We start from the raw sequence: 25,061 nt of genomic DNA, 5'->3' as shown, positions 1-25,061 counted from the left end.
TTACTTTTTTAACAACGACAAACAAATATTCTCAATTCTGGAAACAATAATACTTTACACAAGCTAGTTCATATTATTTCTTACTATCCATATAAGCATGAACACCGCGTTCCAAGCGACTTAATCCATCTTCAACACGGCTCTTGTTAGTAGCCAAGTTCATACGTAAGAACTCGCCGCCGTTGCCACGATACTTAGTACCTTCAGCCAAGTACAAACCGGTTTCTTTACGAATGAAGCTGCTTAATTCAGCTGAATCATCAGTAACATTAGTACAGTCGATCCATGCCAAGTAAGTTGCATTACTCTTCAAAACTGACAATTCAGGGATATTTTTATCCACATAATCTGACAACAACTTGCGGTTATCACAAATATATTGTTTCAATTCCTTCAACCAAGCATGTCCTTTTGTATAAGCAGCAATTGTACCATCAATAGCCAGAATACCAGGTTCATTGTGACCATCAATTGAAATAGCTCGCTGAACTCTAGCACGCAAATTTTCATTTGGCACAAACAATGTTGATGCGTGCAACATTGCCAAATTAAAGGTCTTAGTTGGTGAAACTAATGAAATACTGTTGTCTGTAATTGATGCATCTAATGATGCGAACGGAATATATTCACATCCTGGCATTGACAGATCACCGTGAATCTCATCAGAAATAATCATAACGTTATGTTTCTTAGCCAATTGACCGATTTTCGTTAATGTTTCAGCATCCCAAATGTGGCCTTTTGGATTATGCGGATTGCAGACGATCATAACAGTCGTTTGTGGATCTGATAATTTTTCTTCCAAGTCTTTCCAATTAACTTTGTAAGTATCATCTTCATAGGTCAATTCACTATTTGTGACATTGCGGCCATTGCTCTCGATTGCCTTATAGAAAGAATTATAGTTAGGTTCTTGCAACAAGATATTGTCACCAACATCTGTCAGATGACGAATAACTGCCGAAATAGATGGCATAACCCCAGTACTGAAGACCATCCAATCCTTGTTTGGTTTGAAGTTATGTTCCTTTTCAAACCAATTTTCTACTGCTTCATAATACTTATCTGGAACAAATTGATAACCAAAGATTCCACCGTCAATTGACTTATGCATAGCTTCCAAAATTTCCGGAGCTGTTTGGAAATCCATATCAGCTATCCACATGGGAAGCTCATTTTCTTTTACATCCCACTTTTCAGAATTTGTGTTACGACGATCATATTCCTTATCAAAATCGTATGACATAATTTCACCCCTCAATATTCATTAACTCAAATATTATAACTTTGATCCAAAAAAAGTTGGTTCAAAAACTTCTATAGTATGTGAATCTATATTATACTAATACGATTAGAAATTAATTAAAATAATTGGGAGATTTGACTATATGCCGTCACTTTTTAGAAAAAAAGACGTTATCAGTGATTTAGAGAATAAAGATACCATTTTAACCAGAACTTTGAGTGCCAAGGACTTGGTTATCATGGGAGTCGGTGTCATTGTCGGGTCTGGTATCTTCATCACTCCTGGTATTATTGCAGCTAACTATGCTGGTCCCGGAGTTATTTTCACGTATCTTTTTGCGGCCGTAGTCTGTATTGGGGCAGCCTTCTGTTATTCAGAATTTGCTTCAACGATTCCTCTTGCCGGTAGTGCTTACACTTACTCATATTCTGTCTATGGAGAAATAGTTGCTTGGATAGTTGGTTGGTCCTTGGTATCGGAATACCTCTTTGCGGCCGCCTCGACGGCTGTCAGCTGGTCAGCGTACTTTCGCAACTTACTAGCTGGATTCGGAATAACTCTCCCCAAAGCGCTCCAATCAGCTGCACATACTAACGGCAATGCCCAAGGTAGATTCGATGTCATTGCATTCGTGATTGTTTTACTCGCAACCGTTCTGCTTTTGCAGGGGATGACAGAATCTACTCGCATCAACGCCATTATGGTGTATGTCAAAATATTCGTGATCCTATTGTTCGTCGTTGTCGCTGCCTTCTTCGTTAAACCTGAAAACTATAATCCATTATTACCATTTGGTTGGAGCGGTATTGGTAAAGGAGCGTCAGTTGCCTTCTATGCATTCTTGGGATTCGATGTCGTATCGACTGCCAGTGAGGAAGTTAAAGATCCTAAGAAGAATATGCCAATCGGTATCATTGCTTCACTACTGATTGTTGCCATCCTCTATAGCCTAGTTTCATTCGTTCTAGTCGGTGCCGTTAACTACAAGCAACTAAACGTCGCTGATCCGGTGGCACACGCTCTCAACCTTCTTAATCAAAATTGGGCATCTGGTATCATTTCATTAGGTGCAGTGATGGGTATGACGACTGTCTTACTAGTTATCATGTACGGTGGAACACGTCTGATCTATTCATTCAGTCGTGATGGACTGCTTCCCAAGAGTTTCAAGTCCGTCAACAAAAATAGTATCCCCGCCAACAGTACATTGTTGGTTGGATTAGTGGCAGCAATTGCGGCCGCTGTATTGCCAATTGATAAGATTACCGAGTTAGTAAATATTGGAACTCTCTTGGCATTTGCTTCAACCTCAATCGGTGTTATCTTCTTGCGTCATGGTAAAAATACGCGTGATTTGAAACCAGCCTTCAAAGTTCCTCTATATCCAATTTTCCCACTGATTTCATTCTTCGCCTGCATCTACCTGATGACACAACTTCAAACATTCACATGGCACATGTACGCCATCTGGACTGGAATTGGCTTGGTAATATACTTCGGTTATGGTTATTGGCATAGTTTGGTTAAGAAGCATAAATAATTAGTTCAAAACATACTTAGATGACCTGCCCTTTCCTACAATTTTTATTAAAGATTGTTTGCGTAAATCTGCTAAAGCACGTTTTATAGTAATCTCACTATACTGAGGGATTAACTCTGTCAGCTCTTTTTTTGATAATGGTTTTAATTCATCTTGAAGGTAATGCAAAATCAAATCACTAGCTGAATCAGGAATTTTTTCTATAATATTTATTCTTTCATCTAAATTACGATAGGCCTGCAAAACAATGCTTAAAAAGTAATTAACGAACGGAGTATAATCATTCCCATTTTCCATCCACTTTATTGAGCTATTTTTTAGAGATAAATAATATTTGTCCTTTGTCTTCTCAATTAGTTGTTCAATACTTACATATTTACCAACGTCAAAATCATTCTTGTACATTGTAAGTAACATCAATAAACGGGACATTCTGCCATTACCGTCATTGAAGGGGTGAATAGAAACAAAATCAAAAATAAATACACTAGTTAATAGTATAGGAGATATATTGCCTTCAATTATTGCATTATTGTACTCATCACATAACTCTTCAATCAACGAAGGTGTCATATGTGCAGAAGGCGGTGTGAATCTAACCTCTTTATTTCCGTCGACATATTGTGTAATTATTTGATTATCAGAATCTTTAAATTTTCCACCCCAGGTACTATCAGTGTAATTAAACAGTTGCTTATGGAGTGTCAGAATAGAATTCTTGCTAATAGGTATGTATTGAAAATTTTCATGTATCAATTCTAATACATCACGATAACCAGTAATTTCCGCTTCACTTCTATTGTGTGGTTTTGTTTTATCTTCAACTATTTTTTTAAGCCTACTATCAGTTGTATATATACCTTCAATTCTATTAGATGTATCTATACTTTGTACTTTGGCAATATCAACGAGATGGTCCAAAATCGATTGGAAATTAATTGTAATATTTGATAATTTACCGTGTAATTCATAAATCAGATTCAATTTATTGTTAATTTCATTGTTTATAACCAAACCATTTAAACTAGTATAATCAAATTTTTTCAAGATCATCTGCCCTCTTTTCGGTATCATTTTACTATAAATGATACCGAAAACAACTAAATGATACCAAAAAAAGAGACCTTACGGTCTCTTTTTAGTTTGCCATTGGAAGTGAAACTGGTAAGTTCAACTTCTCATAGCCGATATTATAAACTTGATCTGGATTACTACTGTTCAATACTTTCACATAACCTGTTTCTTGGAAACCTGACTTCTTAATGACGTGTTGCATGCCGAAGTTCTCTTGATGTGTATCAACACGGATACCTTTGATTGTTGGGTTAAGTGACAATTCATCTAGAACAGCGTTGAATAACTTCGTAGATAGACCTTGTCCGCGGTGGTTAGCAGATACTGCTACGCGATGAAGTGCGATATATTCTCCTTCTTCAGTCAACCATTGTCCATCAAGTGTTTGATAACTCATGTCTGGGCCAGGAATTGCTGAAACAGTCCCAAGGATTTCATCGCCTTCAGCCAGAACAAAGTTGTACCCGTTCTTAATATCGTGGACTAAGACATCCATATTCGGATATTGTCCTCTCCATTGATTGATATTCTGGGCCGCCAGGTGGGCCTTCCCATCCAAGATTATTTGTTCAATTTGTGGTAAATCTTTCATTTCCGCATGACGTAACAACATTGTTCTCACTTCTTTACTTTTTATTTATCTCAGTTTTTAACACTTAGATATCTAAGAATTAAATTATCGACAAATAAAGTTATAATACTAAAAGAACTAACTGTCAACCATTTAATGATTAAATATCTAACTATAAGAAACTTAAATTTTTAAAAGCTATTATGACGGGCTTTATGCTATACTTTAATTAATTATGTAACATCGGAGGATACTATGGACGAGAGTGCCCAGGAAACGAATTATTTATTACATTCAATACTTTTTAACCAACAACGACTTTTCAATGAAAAATCAAACAAATACGACCTAACTGTTCAACAAGCTAGAACTTTGGAACTGATCGAGAAAAATCCCGGAATGATTCAACGCGAGATTGCTGAATCATTGAGTATTAGAGATGCAAGTGTCTCTAGTATGTTGAAGAACCTTGTACGTGACGGATACGTTATCAGACGCAAGGACCGTCATAGCGACCGTAACAAGCGTATTTTCCTAACTGACATGGGAACATCAGTCATCAAAGAACTTGGTCATATGTTTGCGGAAGTTGAAAACCAAGTTGTGGCACCTCTATCTGCCGATGAAACAAAAGAACTACTCAAGTTACTTCGTAAAATGGACAATGAAATTAGTGAATAATTAGAAAGTAGAGTAAAACATGCTCAACTTTCAAGTAGACGAGAGGCTGTAATCCGATTTTGGATTACAGCCTCTATTTTTGATAAGTATTGATGTAAATTTAAGTTAGGCACTGAATTTTCACCTTATGATTTGTTCTGGAACCAGCAAAAAGGTTTAATATAAGAATATAGGTTAAAAATTTGGGAGAAATAATTATCATGAATAAAAAAACAAATCTTGACGAGGAAAGTTCAATAACAAAAGTTATCGATGATATTTCAGAGGGAATCAACGATGCCGGAACTGTTTTTAATTCGGAAGAAACACCAGTAATTGAGGAAAGCACTGGGAAAGAAGCTGTTCGCTATTTACTTTGGGGATTACTATCAGTTGTTGTAAATTTTGGAACGTTTTTCCTTTTGTATCACACACTACATCTTAATTATCAATTCGCTAATATTGTTGCTTGGTTCTTAGGAGTTCAAGTCGGCTTTTGGATCGATCGTGTCATCGTCTTCCATCACAAGTCAAATACTGCATTCAGAGAGATGTTGGCCTTTTACGGCACTAGAATCCTAACTTTCTTGATTGAATCAGCTACACTTTGGATCGGAATATCACTTATCAGTGTCAATGGTACTGGATCAAAGATTGTTGGTCAGATTCTAGCAATCGTCGGCAACTATGTTCTATCGAAGTTCTTTATCTTCAAAAATAGAAATTAGGCTTAAACAGAAAAATGGTGAACGAATTTGGTAATTACCAAGTTTGTTCACCATTTTTAATTTGTAAATTAACGTACTGAATAGTTAGGAGCTTCTTTTGTAATAGTAACATCATGTGGATGTGATTCTTTTAATCCAGCATTTGAAATTTGTACGAATTGAGCATCTTGTAGTTCCGTTAAGTTATGTGCACCAACATAGCCCATTCCTGAGCGTAGTCCACCTAACATTTGATAAATCACATCGCCAACAGCACCTTTGGCAGCAACTCTACCTTCAATACCTTCTGGAACTAGCTTGTTGGCTTCGTTAACACCACTTTGGAAGTAACGATCTGATGAACCATGTGACATAGCAGCTAAACTACCCATACCACGGTAAGTCTTGAAACGACGTCCTTGGAATATTTCAAAGTCGCCAGGTGCTTCGTCAGTACCAGCTAACATTGAACCAAGCATAACGGCGTTACCACCACCAGCTAAGGCTTTGACCATATCACCAGAATACTTGATACCACCATCAGCGATAATTGTCTTGCCATATTCATGAGCAACACTAGCAGCGTCATAGACAGCTGTAAGTTGAGGCACACCAACACCAGCAACGATTCTTGTTGTACAAATCGAACCAGGTCCGATACCAACTTTAACAACGTCAACACCAGCATCATACAATGCACGTGTTCCTTCAGCTGTAGCAACATTACCAGCAATCAAAGTAGCATCTGGGAACTTCTCACGAATTTCTGAAATCTTGCGAAGAACACCAGCTGAATGACCATGAGCAGTATCAATAATAATTGCATCTGCGCCAGCATTAAGCAATGCAGTAGCACGATCAAATGTATCACTTGTAACACCAACTGCGGCTGCTACAAGCAAACGACCATATTGATCCTTGGCAGCGTTTGGAAATTCTTGAACCTTTTCAATATCTTTAATTGTTACTAATCCACCTAAGCGACCATCTTCATCAATAAGTGGAAGTTTTTCAATCTTGTATTTTTGCAAAATCTTTTCGGCATCTTCTAATGAAGTACCAACTGGAGCTGTGATCAAATCATCGTGAGTCATAACAGTATCAATTTTTACTGAGTAATCATTGATAAAGCGAAGGTCACGGTTCGTAATAATTCCTACGAGTTTTAATTCTTCGGTATTAGAAACAATTGGTACACCGCTGATATGATAAGTATGCATCAAATCCTCAGCTGCACTTACTGGAGCGTCTACAGTTAAGTAGATTGGATCAATAATAACTCCGTTTTCAGAACGTTTTACTTTTAAAACTTCGTCTGCTTGTTGTTCGATAGACATATTCTTGTGAATAACACCCAGACCACCTTGACGAGCCATAGCAATGGCCATTGGTGCCTCTGTAACTGTATCCATACTTGCACTTAAGATTGGTGTGTTCAATTTGATGTTCTTTGCCAATTGAACAGATAGATCAACCTCGTTTGGTAGAACGTGACTTTCTGCAGGTATCAATAAAACGTCATCAAAAGTGAATCCCTTTTTATCAAATTTTGTTTCCCATGCCGACATGAATGAGCCTCCTGTGTTTTTTCGTTTTCCCCATATTATATAGGTAAAATTTATAAACATGGTAGCTGATTTTCACAAGTTAGTCAATGAAACCGGGTCAGTATTCACAAGTTAATATTTAAAATAAAAAAGCTTATCGTTATAACGATAAGCTAATCCATCTTCACAGCGACAACATCATAGCTCCAGATATTTCGCTTTTTTAAGTAAAATTCAAATGCACGTTTCTCTAAGCAAAGTTGATATTTCAATATATCTTTATCTTTTTCAATCGATTCATTGATTCGATATAACTTATGATTCCCATGTTTTATCAAATAGCTTTCAGTTCTATCATCCATCGCTACTTTTGATATCTCATGATGATCTATTAAGACGGAATTGCACGCAAAAATCATTCTTCTTCTTAGTAGGTCGTTAATAATTAATACCAGAATAATTCCGGTCAATACTAATAAGAAGAGTCCACCATATATTTTGAATAATTCGATATTTACCCTATTCATTCTCATCAACTACTTTGTATTGTATTATTTTTTTAATCGTATCACGTTAAAGTTTTTTTTATCAATTTTTACGCTCAAATATTCCGTAATCGTAAGCGGCAAACCAAAACTATCTAGCAGAATTATCATAACAGATAATTTTGTTTTTTTATTTATTTTCGATAATTATTTATTGTTTATCGATAAATATATGCTATACTCAATTTACAAATTATTATGAGGTGTTTCGAAAATGAAAAAGGAAACTATCTTTTTACGAATAACTATTTATGTTATGGCACTTATTATGGGAGCTTTTTGTATCATCGTCATTCCCCACTATCTAATCGGGGCTAATAATCTGATGCCCGACATACCAGCTTTCACAGTTCTCTTAGGAGTTGGACTGTACCTAAGTGCGATCCTATTCTTTGCTGTTTTATGGCAGGCACTGAGACTTCTGAGCTTTATTGATCATGAAAAAGCCTTCTCTGATCTTTCGGTTCAAGCATTAAAACGCATCAAAATTCTAGCTTACTCAATATGTGTTACTTATATTCTGGAACTTCCTATCTTCTTCACATTTGCGGATAGAGACGATGCTCCTGGGGTAATCCTCGTTTGTGCCGTATTCGCTGGTGCACCTTTGGTCATAGCAATCTTTGCCAGTGTTCTTGAAAAATTACTGCAACATGCTATCAAGATTAAATCCGAAAATGATTTAACAATTTAAATAACGGAGGACTAAAAATGAGAATTCTAACGATACTTTTAAGATTGATCCTTATTTTGATTATTGCTATATTAAGCCACTTCACATTCTACTTTTTCCCCTACTTATTAAGTTGGATGCATGAAAGCCACGCAAGTATGGCGGTTCTAATCAGTTTTGGCTTCTTTTTATTCTCATCCGCCATATGTTCCTACGGAATTATTTTATTTGCCTGGAGGTTGCTCTATCTTGTTGATCATCATAGAAGTTTTTCTGATTCTAGTGCTTTCGCACTCAAAGTTATCAAGTACTTCTTCTATTACATCGCTGCGGTTTACTTCTTAGCGTTCTTCGACTTCGGTGCTCTGGCAAATATTGAGAATGCTCCAGCACCTTTTGTGGTCGAAATATTCGTAATAGTATTGGCAATTTCTCTAGGACTATTCGTTAATTTATTACAAAGAATCAATCAACGTGTGGAGGAAATATCATGAAAAAACTAACTATTCCCTTACGATTTGTACTCTGCATAATATTCGTTTTACTTACCCTTGTTTGTATCTACACATTTCCAAGTATGATGTCACTTGGAAAACAGCCTGAAATACCAGTGTTTAAAAAGATTCTATTAGGAATTGGACTGTATTTATCAGGTATTTTATCCTATGCAATTATTTATTTTGCATGGCGATTACTACATTTGATCGATCACAACCAGCTGTTCTCAGAACCGGGTATCTTCTCACTAAAAGTCGTTAAAGATTTGTTCTACACAATTGCATTTCTCTATGCCATAATGTTTCCAATTTTCGTTGACTTTACTTCTGACGACTGTTCCCCTATTGGTGTCTTAATAGAGATGTTCACAATTATGCTTGGTTTAATGATGGGGATATTCGTACATGTTCTACAAAAAGTCTCTCAAAGATTGATAAATTCTAAAAAAGAAACCGAGTTATTCATATGATAGTAATTAATTTAGACGTTATGCTAGCAAAAAGGAAAATGAGTCTGACCGAGCTTTCTCAGGAAGTCGGCGTTACAATGGCCAACTTGTCTATTCTCAAAAACGGCAAGGCCAAGGCTATTCGTTTCTCCACTCTTGAAGCCATTTGTCAGGTTCTAGACTGTCAACCAGGAGATATTCTGGAATACAAATCAGACCTCTAGACCACTAATTATGGTAAAATCCTCTTACATACTTATTCTTTAGGGGGATATACAATATGAAAAAATTAGTTCGAGATAAGATACCAGACATCGCTGGTGACAAGGCAGAATTCGACGTTCTATCAAACGATGAGTATCGAACGTCGCTTCGCGACAAATTAGTAGAAGAGGCCAAAGAAGTTCAAGCATCAGAAACTCGCGCAAACCTTGTTGAAGAATTAGGGGATCTTGAAGAAGTTATGCGTGCAATTTTGGAGGATGCTTCAATTACTTATGAAGAAATGGATAGTATCCGCCAATCCAAAGTTATGCAACGTGGTAAGTTTGAACAAAAAATAGTTATTAATACTAAAGATTAACTACAAAAGGAGACCGCAAATTTGCGATCTCCTTTTTCAGATTTTGGGAGATATTTATTATTTTAGGGAGAAATCATAGACACTAATTATTTACTATGCGGTGCCTTAGGGTGCAATACTGAGACCTTTGTAGGGATAGTCTTATCGCGTCCTAAGTACATTTGATAATATGGTGGAACATTATTTACTAAGTGTAATAACTGTTGGGTTACAGCTGGAATTGATTCTGGAGTGATTGCTGGTAAATCAGCCTCTGTGACTTTGCCAGTAATTCCTCTGAATCTCTTAACACGTTCTAGTAGATAACGCACATCATAGCGAGAAGGGTTCACTTCTAGGACATCTTTTTCAACTCCTAGTAATTCATAGACGGCTTCCAATCCAGTACGTACTGAAGTTTCAACTGTGAAGACAACATCATCGTCAATTTCAACGAATTGTCCTAGTAATCCAAGGTTTGTACATCCATCAGGAACGACCTTTGGACGATCACCAAGTTTTCTAGGCATGAATTGACTTGTACAGTAAGGCATCATCGCCGTGGACATGTAAGTATGAGCCAGAACCTCATCTTTAATATCCAACATACCTAGGTGGTACAAGAGCTCTGTCATGATCTCATCACCGGTACAGTCCCACATACGCTTCTTGATGTAGTTACCGACGTTTTCACCATATAGTCCATAGCCCCAGCCAACTTCTTCATCGTCAGCTTGGTATGGGAAGAATGGTTTGTGGTGAATTTCAAATGACATATCCCAGTTAGAATCTCTGAATGTCATCAAACCACCAGTACCAGCCTTGCTACCAGATAATTCTTCGATACGTCTGAAGAACTCAGGATAACCTTTGACTGTTGGGAAGAATGAGATCCACTTAGTCTTATCAATTTGTCCTAAGAACTTCTCAGGGTGGCCGAATTTGACGTCTTTATTGGCCAAATTCTTCCAAATCGTGAATGTTCCCATATCTTCAGTATCAGTGTTAGTAATAGCAACAGTCTTGTTGTCACCGAATGTACTATTCTCACTGATTGAGCCGGTTGTTACAAAGACTAGATCCTGCATGGCAACAGGTACTTGGACTTTTTCACCGTCTTGACGAGCTAGAATTCCTTGAACAGTATCGTTTTTGTCATCCAAAGCCAAGTCGTATACAGCAAAGTTATTTACAAAGTTAACACCTTTGTCGATCAAGAATCTCTCGATAGGAAGAATAATTGCGTCATATTCGTTATATTTTGTATGAATGAATCCTTCGAGGTATTCGTGACGAGTAATAAAGGTGAATCTTTGCCAGTAACGACGACATTAAATAACACTGTGATAGTCTTTAAAAGCTAGTTGACTGTGGAAGCAAACCCAGAAGTTTGTCTTGAAGAATCCCTTATCAAAGAAATCATCCAAGCTCTTGTCAGCTAATTCTTCTTCAGATGAAGCAATGATCTTACTCATTGCGGCAGCGTATTGAGGAGCAAGTTTGTATTCATGATAGTGACCATCGATCTTACCCTGGTCAACAATTACACGAGCTTCAGTGTGAATCGGTTCATCACGGTTAAAGTCAACAACATCGTCAAGAACAGTTCTTCCCTCATTCTCAAGTGAAGGAATTTTGCTACATAGATACCAGAGACATTCCATATATGGTTCAAGTTCACGTTCGGCACGGCAGAGATAACCTTGATTACTCTTAGTTCCGTCCATTGAGCTACCCATAACTGGTTTCTTCTCATAAATTGTAATATTCTTAGCTGGTATTTTGGCATCGTCGATCAAAAATACTGCAGTAGCTAGACCAGCGATACCTCCACCAACGATATTCGCCTTACGATCATCGATCCCAGCTGGTTTATGTGGATGATACATTGTTTTATAAATGTTCATGTTACGGCCTTCTTTCGTTTTATTTCTGCCATGAATCTAAGATAATACCGTTTACATTTTGAAACAATTTACAAAAAAAGAGATGTGTAAATTATTTTTACACATCTCCAATTTTGTAAACTTATTTAGCATACTTATTGAGAGCTTTTTTGAAATCCCCTTTAACTAGTACTCCAGTTTGCTCAACAATCTCTTTAGGATCATCTTTCATCCCATCTTTGACCCATTCAAATATCAACGAAATAAACGCCAGACTATAGAAATGAGCGATAAAATTCTTGTGTTTCTGGTCTACCGACATCCCAACAGCCTGTCTTTCCACTACCACGATGACATAACTATAAATTACTTCATACAGATATTTTTCCAACAAATCACGATAGACGGACTGATAAGTATTCATTACCAAGTCCTTGTGTGCTTGTATCTCCACCATAACGTTGTAGAAACCTTGCTGCCAATTTTCATAATCAGAAACATTTGCCAGAGCCTTATCAGCCTCTTCACTGGCTGTCCACTCTACTAACCCATAAATATTATAAAATGTCTGACGAGTTAGTCCGCACTCTGTAACGATGTCCTTGACGGTAATCTTATCAATCGGTTTCTTCTCAAGAATAGACGCCAAAGAATCTGACAAAATCCTCTTAGTACTGATCTGCATATAACTCTTTCCCCTCCAAAAACATAAATCCATTGCAACAATTATATAATTTTTCTAATAAAAATTCTCTTCTTCTTTGCACTTTCCAAAATAAGGGAGCTATAATCAAAAGTTTGATTACAGCCCCCTATTTTATTTGAATATACTTTGTCCAACTCTCTATCTGTTAGATGTAATTCTAGGCAACATAGCAAAAATGATCAAACCAATCAAGAACAATACACTAATTGAAGCTGCCCCAATAGTTGATTTACCAGTCATCTGTGTCACGATAGCCACAATAAATGGACCCATTACCGCTGAAAATTTACCAAGGATATTATAGAATCCGTAAAATTCACTACCTGATTCTTTTGGAATTATTTTACCAAAATATGAGCGGCTCAATGCTTGCAGTCCTCCTTGACTCGTCCCTACTAATAACGCTAGGATCCAAAAGTCTCGACTGGTCTTCAAATTCAAAGCATACAAACAAATAATGAAGTAAACACCGATGCCTAATAGGATTCCTTTACGAGTAGAAGTTTTATCAGCTAACCAACCAAAGAAAATCGAGAACGGAAATGCTACCAATTGAACGACTAACATAACTATCATCAATTCATTCGTTTTAATACCGATATCCATCCCAATTGCTGTGGCCATTGTAAAAATAGTATCAACACCATCAATATATAAGAAGTATGCTACTAAAAACCAAGCAACCTTCTTATATTGCTTTATATGTTGCAGAGTTTGTAAGACTCGTTTCAAACTATCCGCTAATGGTGCTTTGTTACTTGCTACCGAGAATTTTTGTTGAACATTTTTTTGTAATGGTATGTAAAAAATAATCCACCAGACTGCCGCAATTACAAAACTGTATCTGGCAATTCCTACTCCATCTAAATGACCGAATCCATTCGTTAGTTGTAAGACTAAGAAGAACATGAAGGCAATCACACCACCCAAATAACCATAGGCATATCCATGAGTAGATATCCTGTTCATATCTTCATCTTCAGCTACATCAATCAAAAAACTATCATAATACAGATTGCTGGCCGAATAACCAATGGCAGAGAAAACATAGACAACTAATAGCAACTGCCATTGATCTGCCGGCACTACTGCTAAGCCAAAAGTCATGATGATCCCCAGCCAACAAAAGATATTCAACATCTTCTTTTTGAAATTTGGATAATCAGCTAATGCTCCTAAGAATGGTGCTAATAATGACACTAATAAAGTACTAAAACTGTTGGCATAACCCCAGATGGCTGTTGAACCAGCTGCCGAAACATGTTGAGTTTGGGCAATGGACTTGAAGTAAATAGGCAAGACCGCCGTGGTGACAATAATTCCATAAGCTGAATTGGCCCAATCGTAGAAGATCCAACTCCATTGTTCTTTGTTTATTCTCAAATTTGCACCTCTTTTTTCTGAATTTTCTTCCTTAAGTGTTTTCAGTATAGCTTAGTTAGACTTTTATTTTGATTGGAACATTCGTATAAAAAATCATAAAAAAATAAGTATTTTCTTATTGTCTGACATTTCCTGATACACTTTTGAATTGGAAATCTAAAAAATTCTAGAAACATTGGGACACCGTTGCAAATCGTTTACACGTTGTTAACAATGGGAAAACGGTTTATTATAGTAGACATACCCTAAGAGGAGGGACTAATTTATGGAGATTCTTACTTTATTTCTAGTTGCGTTAGTTGCACTAGAACATATTGGAATTGCTATTCTAGAAATATTTGCGGCACCAGAAAAACAAGCAGCCGCCTTCGATATGCCTTTGGATTTTGTAAAACAAAAAAATGCTCAAACAGCTCTATCTAATCAAGGAATTTATAACGGAATGCTGGGAGTTCTTATTCTAGCGATGATTCTATTCTTCACTGGCTCAGTTTTGAAAACAATCATGATAATTTTGATGATTTACATCATCGTCGTTGCCGTTTATGGTGCCATCACTGCAACAAGAAAGATTCTTTTCTTACAAGGATTACCTGCACTTATAGCATTAATTTTCGTAATTGTATTCTATAAATAAATAGAATAGATAGGAAACCTATTTAATGAAAAAAGATTCACTACTCAAAAGTTCATTATGGATCTCGATTTCTGGAATTTTTTCGAGAATCCTAGCAGTTATCTACATTATTCCTTGGAATATTTGGATTGGTACTGCTGCTCTTGGAGCCGCTAATGCGTTATACGGGAAAGTATATAACATCTACAATCTTTTCCTAATTATCGCTACAGCTGGTATTCCATCAGCCATTTCCAAAGAAGTGGCTGCTCATAATGCTCTTGGACGTTATGATCAGTCTGAAAAGTTGCTTAAAAAGTACACATTATATATGACATTGGTTGGTGTAGTCCTAGCTGGTTTCATGTTCTTTGGTTCTAAGTATGTTGCAATTATTTTTGCAGCTGGGGATATGCGTGTCGTTACGCCAATTAAGTATTTGAGTGTTGCTATCCTGATTATCCCAGCTTTGGGAATTATGCGTGGATACATTCAAGGTTATGCCTTCATCTCGTTCTCAGCCTTTTCACAAGTTATTGAACAAATTGCTCGTGTTGCTTACATGCTTTACACAACTTACGTAATCATGGTCATGCAACATGGTAGTTATATGAGTGCTGTTAACCAATCAACCTTTGCGTCATTCATTGGTGCCACACTTGCCTATATCTTCTTAATTTGGATGAGACATCGCATACGTAAGTCGATTCCAGCTGAAGATATCAAAACTTCTGCCGAAGTTCCAGACAGTGAATTAACACAAGTCAACTTCGGTTCAATGCTCAAGTCAGCCATTCCATTCCTATTAGTAGATACGATCATGACTGTCTTACAATTATTTGACCAAACAAGTTTTGTACTTATTTATCAAAACGTGATTCATGCAAGTCAAAGCACCATCGATGATTTGTATTCAATGTTTGGATTCCAAGCTAACAAATTGATCATGGTCTTAGTTTCACTAGCCATTTCAGTTTCTGCTTCAGTAATCCCAGCACTTTCAGCTCAAATCAGTCGTAAAACGAAATTTGAAGATATTCAAAAGTTGCTCAGAAATATGGTTCAATTTACTGTCTTTATTATTCTACCTGCAACCTTTGGTATGATGGGGATTGGCCGCCATCTCTGGACAGCTTTCTACAAACCAAGCATACTTGGTACAGAGATTTTGGCAGTATCATGTATTGAAGCTTTCTTCTATTGTATATTCATGATTTTGGAGAACATTCTCCAAATCGATAACAGAACTAAGACATCAATGATTTATTTGGCAATTGCCTATTTGATTAAAATAGCATTGCAATATCCACTAACAATCTATATGGGCGCCTTTGGACCAGTCGTTGCAACCACTGTTGCCTTCATGATCATGGGACACTTCGCCTTTCGTGTCATTAACAAGCAGTACAAAATTGTTGATAAGATACTAGGGATTAGATTATTGAAGATATTAATTGATTCGGCAATTATGTTGGTAATTGTTTTTGGAGCCGACATGCTACTAGCTAATTTAATTAATGGACAAACAAAGATAGGTGCTGCTATTATTCTTTCAATCTGTGCTGTAATTGGGATTGCTGTTTATGGATTCTTAACTTACAAGGATGGTTCATTGAAGATACTTAAAGCAATTCGTGGTACTGATATTTATTAGGATAAGCCGTTAGGCTTATTTTTTTTGCCGTTATAACGCCAGTATAGAACTACCTTTCTATCGTAAAAACATCCAAGATAGTGTAGTTTGAAAGTAACAAAAGGTGGGGATATAAATCGAAATTAGTGATATTTTAAAAAACAAACGTACTGAATTAAATATGACACAAGATGATCTGGCAAAGTCACTCTACGTATCTAAACGTTCTATTACTAACTGGGAAAATAGTAGAACTACTCCTGATATTGATAGTCTAATCAGATTATCTAAACTTTATGACATTTCATTAGATGATTTGTTGTTAAACAATTCGAAAGCTGTTAAAAGTATCAAAAATCAAGCTAAATTAAATTCTATGAACATGTATTTAGCTTTTACCTTCATCACCTTTTTAGCATTTATCTTCATACTAGGAACTACTGGATTATATGGTGACTTGGCTAAACCAGTTCTTATTGTTTCTTATATCGGTGGATTTTCCAATATTGTCGCAATGGTATACTTCCTAGATCAAATCAATAAACTAGAGAATAAGTCTGAGAAGGAACTCATTAAAAGTGCCATGAAATGGACTATTCTGGGATTTTCTCTAGTTATCATAGGTATAATCATTATTGTTATGATTAAATACTGACACAAAAAAACAGCCAAAATTGGCTGTTTTTTTTAATATTCAATTGCATGTGAGTCTAATTGATAGATATTATATGATACATGAGTTTCATCGTTAGATAATAAGTTAAATTTCAATGCATCTTCACTATAGATACGTTCTGTGAATGTTGCTTCACCGTCATTGACGAAGATTTCAACTGAACTAGTATCTACTAATATATGAAGTTTAAGTTTATTTGTTGGGAGAATAATTGTCTCACGGACACCATCCTCACCTGTGCGCTCAACTGAGACGTGATCATTGATACTTGAATAACTAAAATGTAATAACTTAGTATTCTTGGAATCAGTCAATGAGAATCCTGCTTCTGTAGCATTTTTTATATCAAAATTGACCAATGCTTCGTACTGCTTACTAATAAAGTTTAGTGATTTTTTACCATTTAATTTCACAGTACCTTCTGACAATTCTTCAGTCCGTAGATTCTTAAGCTCACTAACTGGATTCATATATAGTTTATCGTTCTTCAACGTTAATTCTCGAGGAAAGACAAGTGCGCCTGCCCATCCGTCTGCTTGCTCTGGCATTGGGTTACCCCATGATTCCATCCAACCTGTTACTAATCTACGTCCATCTGGAGCAAGGGTCGTTTGAGTTGCATAGAAATCATGCCCACTGTCTAACTCTTGAAAATTACTGCGATTGAATGTATTTTCAGCATAGTTAAAATTACCAGTTAAATAACCAGTTTCGTTTTCATTGTTAAAACGAATCCCATCCGCTTCAATTCCTTGTGGCGACATCAATAATACTTGTTTGTCTCCCAAACGGAAGAAATCTGGACATTCCCACATGTAACCTTCCTTTTTATTATCGACCGACTTAGTTATTGGTCCTTGATAGTCCCAATCAATCAAGTTACTAGATTTGTACAATAGCACTCTACCTAAATTATCATTGGCTTGACTTCCCAAAATCAAATACCAGTTTCCATTGTCATACCAGACTTTTGGATCACGGAAATGTTGAGTATTATCTTCTGGTGCAGCAGAGATAATGGGATTATTTTTGTATTTTTTAAAATGTATACCATCTTCACTGATTGCAAGATTCTGGTTCTGCCAGAAATGGTCATGATTATCATCATTTTCATAATAGTGGTGACCAGTGTAGATCAGATACATCTTCCCATCATGGACAACCGCACTACCTGAAAAGCAACCATCTTCATCTTCTTTATCACCCGGAGTAAGTGCGATAGGTAGTGTCTCCCAGTGAACTAAGTCCTTACTTCGAGAATGTCCCCAATGCATTGGACCCCACTCAGAAGCATATGGATAATGTTGATAAAATACATGGTAATAGCCTTTAAAAAATACAAATCCATTCGGATCATTGATCCATCCAGCCTTCGAAGCTACATGATAACCCAAGCGGTATCGAGAATTTGTCACTTTTATTGGTTTTAAAATTGTTTGCATATATAGTTCTCCTTATTAAGCTTGTCCTACTTGTGAAGTATCTAATTCTTCACCTGTGTCATTTGATTTTTTCAATGTAAATACGGCGATAATTACGAAAACAAATACGAAGATACCTAGGTACAAATACGATGTCTTGAATCCTAGAATATCAATCATCTTACCTACTGCAGTGGATAATACGATAGAACCGATCTGACTTGAGAACTCATATCCAACTAAGTAGAGGATTGATGAAAGTCTTGCTTCAAAGTTAGCATCAAGATACTTGAATACGGCGATAAGTAGAATTGGTAGTTCAAATGAGTGAATCAATTTCATCATTGAAATTAAGATAGGACCGTTTACCAAACCTGAACCTGTAATACGAAATGCCATCAAAAATCCGGCAAGAAGTAATGAGTTTCTAGCACCCAATTTGTTAACAATTTTTGGAGCAACTAGCATCATACCAGCTTCTAGGAAGACTTGGAATGAGTTCAAGTAACCGAACATTGAGTTACCTTCGGCAACAGTATTGAATTGTTGTGCAAAGTAAGTTGGGAATTGTTGATCATAAACACTGTATACACATGTAACGCCTAGAACAAACATGATAAAGAACCAAAAATCCTTCATTTTAAATAGATTGAAAATGTCAGCGACCTTAACTGACTTTGCCTTTTTGATTTCAACTTCAGTAACTTCTACTTGTGTTGATAGAATAATCCCAAACATAATTACTGCAGCAACAGATGATAACCAAAAGTTGATACTAGGATCAATATTGAATATACGACCTGCGAAGAATGCCATTGCAGCAGAACCTAATGATCCCCACATACGTGAATGACCATACTCGAAGTCGTATTTACGACTGATCTTTTCAACATATGATTCGATAGCACCAACTGAAGCACTGAATCCAACACCTGAGAAGACACCTCCGGCAATAGCACCAAGAATGACGTTATACTTTAATAATGGTCCGTATACGTATATAAAGAACGGACCTGTGAAAATAAGAATTCCACTTAGAAATACTAGTAGGTTTTTACGAACACCAATTTTATCGGCTACATATCCGTAAAGTGGTTGCATAACTAGAACAAATCCCGAATTAACTGCGAAAACCATTCCAATCTCTGTACTATCCAAATGCATTTCTTGTGATAACCAAAGTGAGAATAATGCGTAACTTGCTGCCCAACTGACAAAGAAGAAGAAGAAAAAGGCACTTAGTTTGATATATATTTTTCTTTTCATAGTCGTACTCCCTGTTTTATTTTATATCAACCGGTTGACATACAATTACTAAAACGTTTACAAGTAGCATTGTAAGCGGTAACTTTTTATATGTCAACCGGTTATCATAAATTTGTAAAAAATAAAGAGATCCAATTGGAATCTCATTACTATCTTTACACTGATTGTCCCTTCCAAACTTTGACTGGTAAAATCTGTTCAGCTGGTATCTCCTTACCCTGAATTCGGTCAATCAAGGTTTTTACTGCAACCTGTGCTATTTCATCGATTGGTTGTTCAATTGTAGTTAATTCTGGTAGCAGAACCCTGGTTGAATTGGCACCATCATAGCCAACTATCTTCAAATCTTGTGGAATTTTATAACCCAACTTAACGGCTGTTCTCCAAACAAGTGCCGCATCCATGTCATTAGTAACGAATATTCCATCCATTTCCGGATATTCTTTGAACATCTCGTTAATGATCCGTTCTTTTTTGTTAATATCCCAATTAAAATCAATTACATAAGTATGAGGAACCATATTGTGTGATGCCATAACATCTGCATATGCTTGTGTACGACGATTAGCTGGTGTCTTCAAATTAACTGGTCCATTGGTATTGATAATGTGTTTAGCACCACTATTGATCAATAATTCCGTGGCCAATTTACCACCTTGATAGTTATCCGAAGAAATAACTGGAATATCTTCATTCATATTTCGGTCAATTGAAACTACTGGCAAATTACTTGTGTGATATTCAGAAATATCTCTATTTTGGGCACCAACAATCAATCCATCGACCTGATTTGAAATCAGTTCCTTCAAATAGGTTTCCTCTTTTTCAGGATCATTCATCGAATTACCAATCAGAACTTTGAAGCCAGAGTCAAAAAGGCGCTTTTCCAATTCTGCTACTAATTGGCCGAAGAATGGATTGTCTACTGTAGGAAAAATCAATCCGACCAACTTGGTTTCTTTTTTAAAAAGCTGTCGTGCCACAGCATTTGGTTGATAATTCAAAGATTCCATTGCATCATGGACTTTTTTTATTGTGGTGTCACTTAAATAACCACGATTATTCAATACTCGTGATACCGTTGTTTTAGATACACCTGCAAGCCTTGCCACATCATCGATTTTGACCACCATATAATCCACCTATACCTTGATTCTATTAGTTTCATTATACAGTAATGACACACCTTTCAGACACATTTACTAAGAATTACAATTGACGATAAGTTTTCATAATGGTATCTTAAGTTATTGAAAACGATTGCAGATATTTTCAAAAAATGGAGGGAACAAATTTGCTAGTTGGTAGTATTGAAGCAGGTGGAACAAAATTCGTTTGTGCCGTAGGTGACGAAGATTATCGTATTAAGGATAGTGTTCATTTCCCAACGACAACACCAGAGGAAACATTACAAAAAACAATTGATTATTTTAAAAAGTTCGACGTTGAGGCTATTGGTATAGCTTCATTTGGTCCAATCGAGCTACGTAAGAGCTCACCCAAATACGGATATATCACATCAACTCCTAAGCCAGGTTGGAAAGATACTGACTTTCTTGGAGCCATGAAGAAAGAATTTGATATTCCTATGTTCTGGACAACTGACGTTAACGGTTCAGCTTATGGTGAATATGTTATGTCAACGTTGTCTAACGAAAAAATCGATTCACTAGTTTATTACACAATCGGTACTGGAGTTGGTGCTGGTGCTATCAACAAAGGTGACTTCGTTGGTAATATGGGACACACTGAAATGGGACACACATTCTTGAGACGTCACCCTGATGACTTGGACTTCAAAGGAATCTGTCCATTCCATGGTGACTGTCTAGAAGGCTTAGTTGCCGGTCCTACTTTCGATGCTCGTCTCGGCAAGCCAGGTAAGGATGTGCCTCTAACAGACCACACATGGGATATTATGGCTTATTACGTAGCTCAAGCAGCTATCCAATCAACACTCATTCTACGCCCAGACAAGATTGTCTTCGGTGGTGGTGTGGTCAGTGAACCATTCCTAGTTAAAGTCCGTGCACAATTCAAAGAGTTATTGAACGATTACGTTGAAGTACCTGATCTAGACAAGTACATCACTATGCCACTTGTAAAAGACAACGGTTCAGCAACACTTGGTGACTTTGCCCTAGCTATCCGTGAATTACAAGAATAATTTACTGGAAAGGATCCTATGAAAAAGATCTGGAGAATCATAAATATTGCCTGGATAATTATTTTTGTTTTCCTGACAATCCTTATCTTACTTCGTAAAATCGATGGTACTGGAGCAGTCCAGACAACACAGGCAAGGTTGGTTTCATTAGGTGTTCTTGCCGTGTTTGCCATTATAATTATTTTGTGCCAGATAATCTGGTTGAGAGTTATTAATAGAAAGTAATCAAAAAGAGATGTTTGCTTATCGCAAACATCTCTTTTTCTACATATGCTTTCTAGCAAATTTCAAAGCTTCATCCAGCTTACAACGTTCTGGTGTCTCCGGCCAATTTGTTTCAGCAACGATTTTTTCACGATTAACGGTTGTAATTTCAATTCCACTTGGAAGCTTCGGCATTATGATTTCTGATGTATCAGCAGGTGTATCGGTCAATCTTTGTGGTACTGGCAATCTTCTGTTCGTTACAGCATCTACTTCTGTGATTTCATCATAAATGACTTTCACTGGTTTAATCATATAAGGATTGAAAACCAAATTAACTTTATCCCACCAGTCTTCCACTTGATAGAATTCGATTCCACTGTCGTCGATTCGTACGTAATTAAGATATCTTGGTAAAAAGATTGGATATACTATCGTTACAAGCAATACAAACGAGATGACTGCGAACAATACACACGAAAATAGTTTTCGCCAATCATTGGTTGCAAACAGTGCCATGCCAAAAATGAAAAATGATATTCCGATACTTGAGACTAATGACTTATAAGACGGTTTATTACCAAATGTCCAACTCATAATGTCCACCTGCTTGATTAAGTATTTTTATTATTTACTTGATTATTAAATATATTAAATTACTTATCAAAAGATGAGTGCTGGATTTGATAGACGGTTGGTATAGAAAAAGAATAGCCTATTGTAGGCTATTCTTTTGATTTGGTATATGTATACATTTAAACTTTGAAAATGAGTTGGTGAGATTTGTTTCTGAAACGAGTTACAGAAGCCAAATTTCTGCGCCTGCTACGGATAGAGAATGCATCACTTCGTGATACCTTCTCTATCCTAGGCAGTGCTCAGAATTTCCCGGCTTCTTCCACTCCTAAACGAGTTGCGAAAAACAGATTCCTGCGCCTGCTACGAATAGAGAATGCATCACTTCGTGATACCTTCTCTATCCTAGGCAGTGCTCAGAATCTCCCGTTTTTCTCCACTCTCTACCCGCTTTGCTCCGCTCTCTATTTTTTCTTAAATATAATAAACTTACTAAAAATATAATTAAGCACAACAACGAACACGTTCGCAAACAACTTCACTATCATATCGTTAATATGCATCAATGATACTCCGATAGTCATTGTTCCTTGGTCAATGATCCATGAGCCTCCACGGAATAAGAAGAATGATCCCATTTCCAATAAGAAGGCCTTCATTGTATCTGTATGTGAATCAAATACCCATAATTTGTTCGTTACATAGGCAAATACTACTGATAACAAGTATGCAAAGGCGTTCGCAAACTGATAATTCCATCCTGCAATATATGTGAAGAACCAAAATCCAACGTAATTAACGACTGTCGTTAACACGCCGAAAAACAGATACGGTATTGTATCTTTGTATTTACTCCATAATTCTTTAACATCCATAATGAATCATTCTCCCGTGATTCTAGTGATTTAACTTCCAGTTCTTGTACGTCAAGCCTAAGAAGTACGCAATAACTTCAAAAGCTGAGATAAAGAATGTCACTGGCCAATTAGTAACGAAGGCTAAGTACAATCCTAACCAAACACCAGCTAATGACAATCCAACTGAAACCATAATTAACTTAGGAACTGAGTGTACCAAATATTTGGCAGTAGCACCAGGTAGCGTCAACAGGATAAATACCAATAATGAACCAACGATTTGAGCTCCGATACTTACGCTCAATGCCAACGTTACAAGGAAGGCTATCGACAAGAATCTAGTTGGTAATCCAGCTGAGCGTGCTCCAATGTGATCGAATGAATCAAAAGCCAATGGCTTGTAAAAAATAATAAAGATAACAATTACAACCAAAGCTAGGATCATTAATTGGTGAACTTCCTTAGCACTGATACCAACTATACTACCGAAAAGAATATTTGTCGCATAACTACTGGATTCAGATGATAACGATAAGAAAAGGATTCCCAGACCAATAAATAATGACGAAATAGCACTGATAGAAGCCTCACGACGTGACGACTCCGTACTTAATGATCCAACCGCTACGGAACTGACCATTGTAAAAATAATCATCCCGGCTAATGGCGATATCCCGACTAAAATACCAAACGAAGCACCGGCAAACCCGATCTCTGACAAGGTATGTGACAAAAATGACATGTTACGTGAAACGACAAATACCCCAACTAATCCAGCCGTTATAGCGATAAAAGTACTTGCTATAAAGGCCTCTCTCATAAATTCATATCCAAACATATCCTATCACCTCACTCAAACATATCTTCTGAAATTTCATCGACACTGATTGGTTTAATCGTATTATTTTCAAAGAAAAGCGCACGATGTGTATATTTCTTCGTCAAGTCATAATCATGAGTGATAAATATTACAGTTAATTTGTATTTTTCATTTAATTCCTGCACTAGATCCATCAATTGCATCTTGACTTCAACATCCAAGCTGGCAGTTGATTCATCCAAAATTAACACTTTAGGATCATTTAACAGAGCTTGAGCTAAATATGCTTTCTGCTTTTCACCACCAGAAGCCAATCCTAATGGGCGTTTTTGTAAATGTGTCAATCTAGTCTTTTCGAGAATCTGTTTAATCTGTTCACTATCTTCTCGACGTTTTTTAGGACTGATCGTGAATTTCAAATTCAAACGTACGAAGCTCTCAATATCCAATGGATAATCCAGATCAATATTACGGAATTGTGGAACATAACCAACGGTTTGTTTCTTGTCCATCAACAATTCACCAGAGGTTCTCTTTTCCATACCCATAATGATCTTTACCAGTGTAGTTTTACCTGATCCGTTCGGACCAACCAGACTGATGAATTCACCATCATTAATTTTGAAATTGACATCTTGAAAAACTAGCTGTTTTCCAAATTTTTTAGTTAAATTCTTTGCTTCAATCACAGGTTTTCCTTCACAGACCTTTCTTTCTACTTTTGTAACAATCAATACTACCTAGAATAAACAAAATAGCTTTATTTGTAAATAGTAAAA

General features: G+C 36.5%; 27 protein-coding genes and 1 pseudogene. 13 read left to right on the top strand and 15 right to left on the bottom strand.

The window, feature by feature from the left end:
• Positions 1–73 precede the first annotated feature (73 nt).
• Positions 74–1,246 carry a MalY/PatB family protein gene (locus EKM66_RS02935; protein ID WP_125761532.1) on the bottom strand — a complete coding sequence of 391 codons (1,173 nt, stop codon included), beginning with the start codon at positions 1,244–1,246 and terminating at the stop codon, positions 74–76.
• Positions 1,247–1,388: 142 nt separating this feature from the next.
• On the opposite strand from EKM66_RS02935, the gene EKM66_RS02930 reads away from it, so the two are divergent.
• Positions 1,389–2,786: an amino acid permease gene (locus EKM66_RS02930; protein ID WP_125761530.1), complete on the top strand. Its 1,398-nt coding sequence runs from the start codon at positions 1,389–1,391 to the stop codon at positions 2,784–2,786.
• Here the strand turns inward: EKM66_RS02930 and EKM66_RS02925 are convergent, their stop codons facing one another.
• Positions 2,787–3,839: a Fic family protein gene (locus tag EKM66_RS02925; RefSeq protein ID WP_125761528.1), complete on the bottom strand. Its 1,053-nt coding sequence runs from the start codon at positions 3,837–3,839 to the stop codon at positions 2,787–2,789.
• 85 nt (positions 3,840–3,924) lie between these two features.
• Positions 3,925–4,473: a GNAT family N-acetyltransferase gene (locus tag EKM66_RS02920; RefSeq protein ID WP_125761526.1), complete on the bottom strand. Its 549-nt coding sequence runs from the start codon at positions 4,471–4,473 to the stop codon at positions 3,925–3,927.
• 213 nt (positions 4,474–4,686) lie between these two features.
• Here EKM66_RS02920 and EKM66_RS02915 point away from each other — a divergent pair, with 213 nt between their 5' ends.
• Together EKM66_RS02915 and EKM66_RS02910 are read left to right on the top strand one after the other, a co-directional pair.
• Positions 4,687–5,112: a MarR family winged helix-turn-helix transcriptional regulator gene (locus EKM66_RS02915; protein ID WP_125761524.1), complete on the top strand. Its 426-nt coding sequence runs from the start codon at positions 4,687–4,689 to the stop codon at positions 5,110–5,112.
• 200 nt (positions 5,113–5,312) lie between these two features.
• The gene (locus EKM66_RS02910) at positions 5,313–5,819 is read left to right on the top strand and encodes a GtrA family protein (protein WP_125761522.1); all 507 of its coding nucleotides are present in this window, start codon (positions 5,313–5,315) and stop codon (positions 5,817–5,819) included.
• Positions 5,820–5,887: 68 nt separating this feature from the next.
• On the opposite strand, the gene guaB is transcribed toward EKM66_RS02910, so the two are convergent.
• Both guaB and EKM66_RS02900 read right to left on the bottom strand, forming a co-directional pair.
• The gene (gene guaB, locus EKM66_RS02905; protein ID WP_125761519.1) at positions 5,888–7,366 is read right to left on the bottom strand and encodes an IMP dehydrogenase; all 1,479 of its coding nucleotides are present in this window, start codon (positions 7,364–7,366) and stop codon (positions 5,888–5,890) included.
• A 152-nt stretch (positions 7,367–7,518) separates the two neighbouring features.
• Positions 7,519–7,872: a hypothetical protein gene (locus tag EKM66_RS02900; protein WP_125761517.1), complete on the bottom strand. Its 354-nt coding sequence runs from the start codon at positions 7,870–7,872 to the stop codon at positions 7,519–7,521.
• 232 nt (positions 7,873–8,104) lie between these two features.
• On the opposite strand from EKM66_RS02900, the gene EKM66_RS02895 reads away from it, so the two are divergent.
• Genes EKM66_RS02895 through EKM66_RS02875 form a run of 5 tightly spaced genes read left to right on the top strand, consistent with a single transcriptional unit; the run spans position 8,105 to position 10,092 of the window.
• Positions 8,105–8,584 carry a DUF2975 domain-containing protein gene (locus tag EKM66_RS02895; RefSeq protein ID WP_125761515.1) on the top strand — a complete coding sequence of 160 codons (480 nt, stop codon included), beginning with the start codon at positions 8,105–8,107 and terminating at the stop codon, positions 8,582–8,584.
• A 17-nt stretch (positions 8,585–8,601) separates the two neighbouring features.
• A complete protein-coding gene (locus EKM66_RS02890; protein ID WP_125761513.1) occupies positions 8,602–9,057 on the top strand; it encodes a DUF2975 domain-containing protein in 456 nt (151 codons plus the stop codon).
• Entirely contained in the window at positions 9,054–9,530 is a 477-nt protein-coding gene (locus tag EKM66_RS02885) for a DUF2975 domain-containing protein (RefSeq protein WP_125761511.1), read from the top strand. The genes EKM66_RS02890 and EKM66_RS02885 overlap by 4 nt, the downstream gene beginning before the upstream one ends.
• A complete protein-coding gene (locus tag EKM66_RS02880; RefSeq protein ID WP_125761509.1) occupies positions 9,527–9,733 on the top strand; it encodes a helix-turn-helix domain-containing protein in 207 nt (68 codons plus the stop codon). The genes EKM66_RS02885 and EKM66_RS02880 overlap by 4 nt, the downstream gene beginning before the upstream one ends.
• A 56-nt stretch (positions 9,734–9,789) precedes the next feature.
• Positions 9,790–10,092, top strand: coding sequence for a nucleoside triphosphate pyrophosphohydrolase (locus EKM66_RS02875; RefSeq protein ID WP_125761507.1), 303 nt, complete (start codon positions 9,790–9,792; stop codon positions 10,090–10,092).
• A gap of 86 nt (positions 10,093–10,178) precedes the next feature.
• Here the strand turns inward: EKM66_RS02875 and EKM66_RS02870 are convergent.
• From EKM66_RS02870 to EKM66_RS02860, 3 genes and pseudogenes are all read right to left on the bottom strand, one after another.
• Positions 10,179–11,960, bottom strand: a pseudogene (locus EKM66_RS02870) (oleate hydratase).
• 139 nt (positions 11,961–12,099) lie between these two features.
• Positions 12,100–12,642, bottom strand: coding sequence for a TetR-like C-terminal domain-containing protein (locus EKM66_RS02865; RefSeq protein ID WP_125761505.1), 543 nt, complete (start codon positions 12,640–12,642; stop codon positions 12,100–12,102).
• Between the two features lie 159 nt (positions 12,643–12,801).
• Entirely contained in the window at positions 12,802–14,046 is a 1,245-nt protein-coding gene (locus tag EKM66_RS02860) for an MFS transporter (RefSeq protein ID WP_125761503.1), read from the bottom strand.
• Between the two features lie 265 nt (positions 14,047–14,311).
• Between EKM66_RS02860 and EKM66_RS02855 the strand changes: the two genes are divergently transcribed.
• From EKM66_RS02855 to EKM66_RS02845, 3 genes are all read left to right on the top strand, one after another.
• Positions 14,312–14,683 (top strand): DUF1304 domain-containing protein, encoded by a 372-nt coding sequence (locus EKM66_RS02855; RefSeq protein WP_125761502.1) that lies wholly within the window; start codon positions 14,312–14,314, stop codon positions 14,681–14,683.
• 25 nt (positions 14,684–14,708) lie between these two features.
• Positions 14,709–16,316, top strand: a complete 1,608-nt coding sequence (locus EKM66_RS02850; protein WP_125761500.1) for a putative polysaccharide biosynthesis protein — start codon at positions 14,709–14,711, stop codon at positions 16,314–16,316.
• Between the two features lie 115 nt (positions 16,317–16,431).
• Positions 16,432–16,950, top strand: coding sequence for a helix-turn-helix domain-containing protein (locus EKM66_RS02845; RefSeq protein WP_318530612.1), 519 nt, complete (start codon positions 16,432–16,434; stop codon positions 16,948–16,950).
• Between the two features lie 32 nt (positions 16,951–16,982).
• Here EKM66_RS02845 and EKM66_RS02840 read toward each other — a convergent pair whose 3' ends face one another.
• The 3 genes from EKM66_RS02840 to EKM66_RS02830 form a co-directional block, all read right to left on the bottom strand.
• On the bottom strand, positions 16,983–18,413 hold the full coding sequence (locus tag EKM66_RS02840) for a glycoside hydrolase family 32 protein (RefSeq protein WP_125761496.1): 1,431 nt from the start codon (positions 18,411–18,413) through the stop codon (positions 16,983–16,985).
• A 15-nt stretch (positions 18,414–18,428) separates the two neighbouring features.
• Positions 18,429–19,658 (bottom strand): MFS transporter, encoded by a 1,230-nt coding sequence (locus EKM66_RS02835; protein WP_125761494.1) that lies wholly within the window; start codon positions 19,656–19,658, stop codon positions 18,429–18,431.
• Positions 19,659–19,813: 155 nt separating this feature from the next.
• Positions 19,814–20,791, bottom strand: a complete 978-nt coding sequence (locus EKM66_RS02830) for a LacI family DNA-binding transcriptional regulator (RefSeq protein WP_125761492.1) — start codon at positions 20,789–20,791, stop codon at positions 19,814–19,816.
• A gap of 161 nt (positions 20,792–20,952) precedes the next feature.
• On the opposite strand from EKM66_RS02830, the gene scrK reads away from it, so the two are divergent.
• Positions 20,953–21,825 (top strand): fructokinase ScrK, encoded by an 873-nt coding sequence (gene scrK / locus EKM66_RS02825; RefSeq protein ID WP_125761662.1) that lies wholly within the window; start codon positions 20,953–20,955, stop codon positions 21,823–21,825.
• An 18-nt stretch (positions 21,826–21,843) separates the two neighbouring features.
• Positions 21,844–22,050, top strand: a complete 207-nt coding sequence (locus tag EKM66_RS02820; protein ID WP_125761490.1) for a DUF3923 family protein — start codon at positions 21,844–21,846, stop codon at positions 22,048–22,050.
• A gap of 39 nt (positions 22,051–22,089) precedes the next feature.
• On the opposite strand, the gene EKM66_RS02815 is transcribed toward EKM66_RS02820, so the two are convergent.
• From EKM66_RS02815 to EKM66_RS02800, 4 genes are all read right to left on the bottom strand, one after another.
• The gene (locus tag EKM66_RS02815; protein ID WP_125761488.1) at positions 22,090–22,626 is read right to left on the bottom strand and encodes a hypothetical protein; all 537 of its coding nucleotides are present in this window, start codon (positions 22,624–22,626) and stop codon (positions 22,090–22,092) included.
• A 443-nt stretch (positions 22,627–23,069) separates the two neighbouring features.
• Entirely contained in the window at positions 23,070–23,480 is a 411-nt protein-coding gene (locus tag EKM66_RS02810; protein WP_125761486.1) for a GtrA family protein, read from the bottom strand.
• 22 nt (positions 23,481–23,502) lie between these two features.
• Positions 23,503–24,300, bottom strand: a complete 798-nt coding sequence (locus EKM66_RS02805; protein WP_125761484.1) for a metal ABC transporter permease — start codon at positions 24,298–24,300, stop codon at positions 23,503–23,505.
• 11 nt (positions 24,301–24,311) lie between these two features.
• On the bottom strand, positions 24,312–24,971 hold the full coding sequence (locus tag EKM66_RS02800) for a metal ABC transporter ATP-binding protein (RefSeq protein WP_125761482.1): 660 nt from the start codon (positions 24,969–24,971) through the stop codon (positions 24,312–24,314).
• Between the last annotated feature and the right edge of the window lie 90 nt (positions 24,972–25,061).

The organism is Companilactobacillus hulinensis (genome assembly GCF_003946555.1).
GTDB classification, from domain to species: Bacteria; Bacillota; Bacilli; order Lactobacillales; family Lactobacillaceae; genus Companilactobacillus; species Companilactobacillus hulinensis.
The sequence above is the reverse complement of the archived record's forward strand: the minus strand, read 5'-3'. Positions and strand labels throughout refer to the sequence as shown.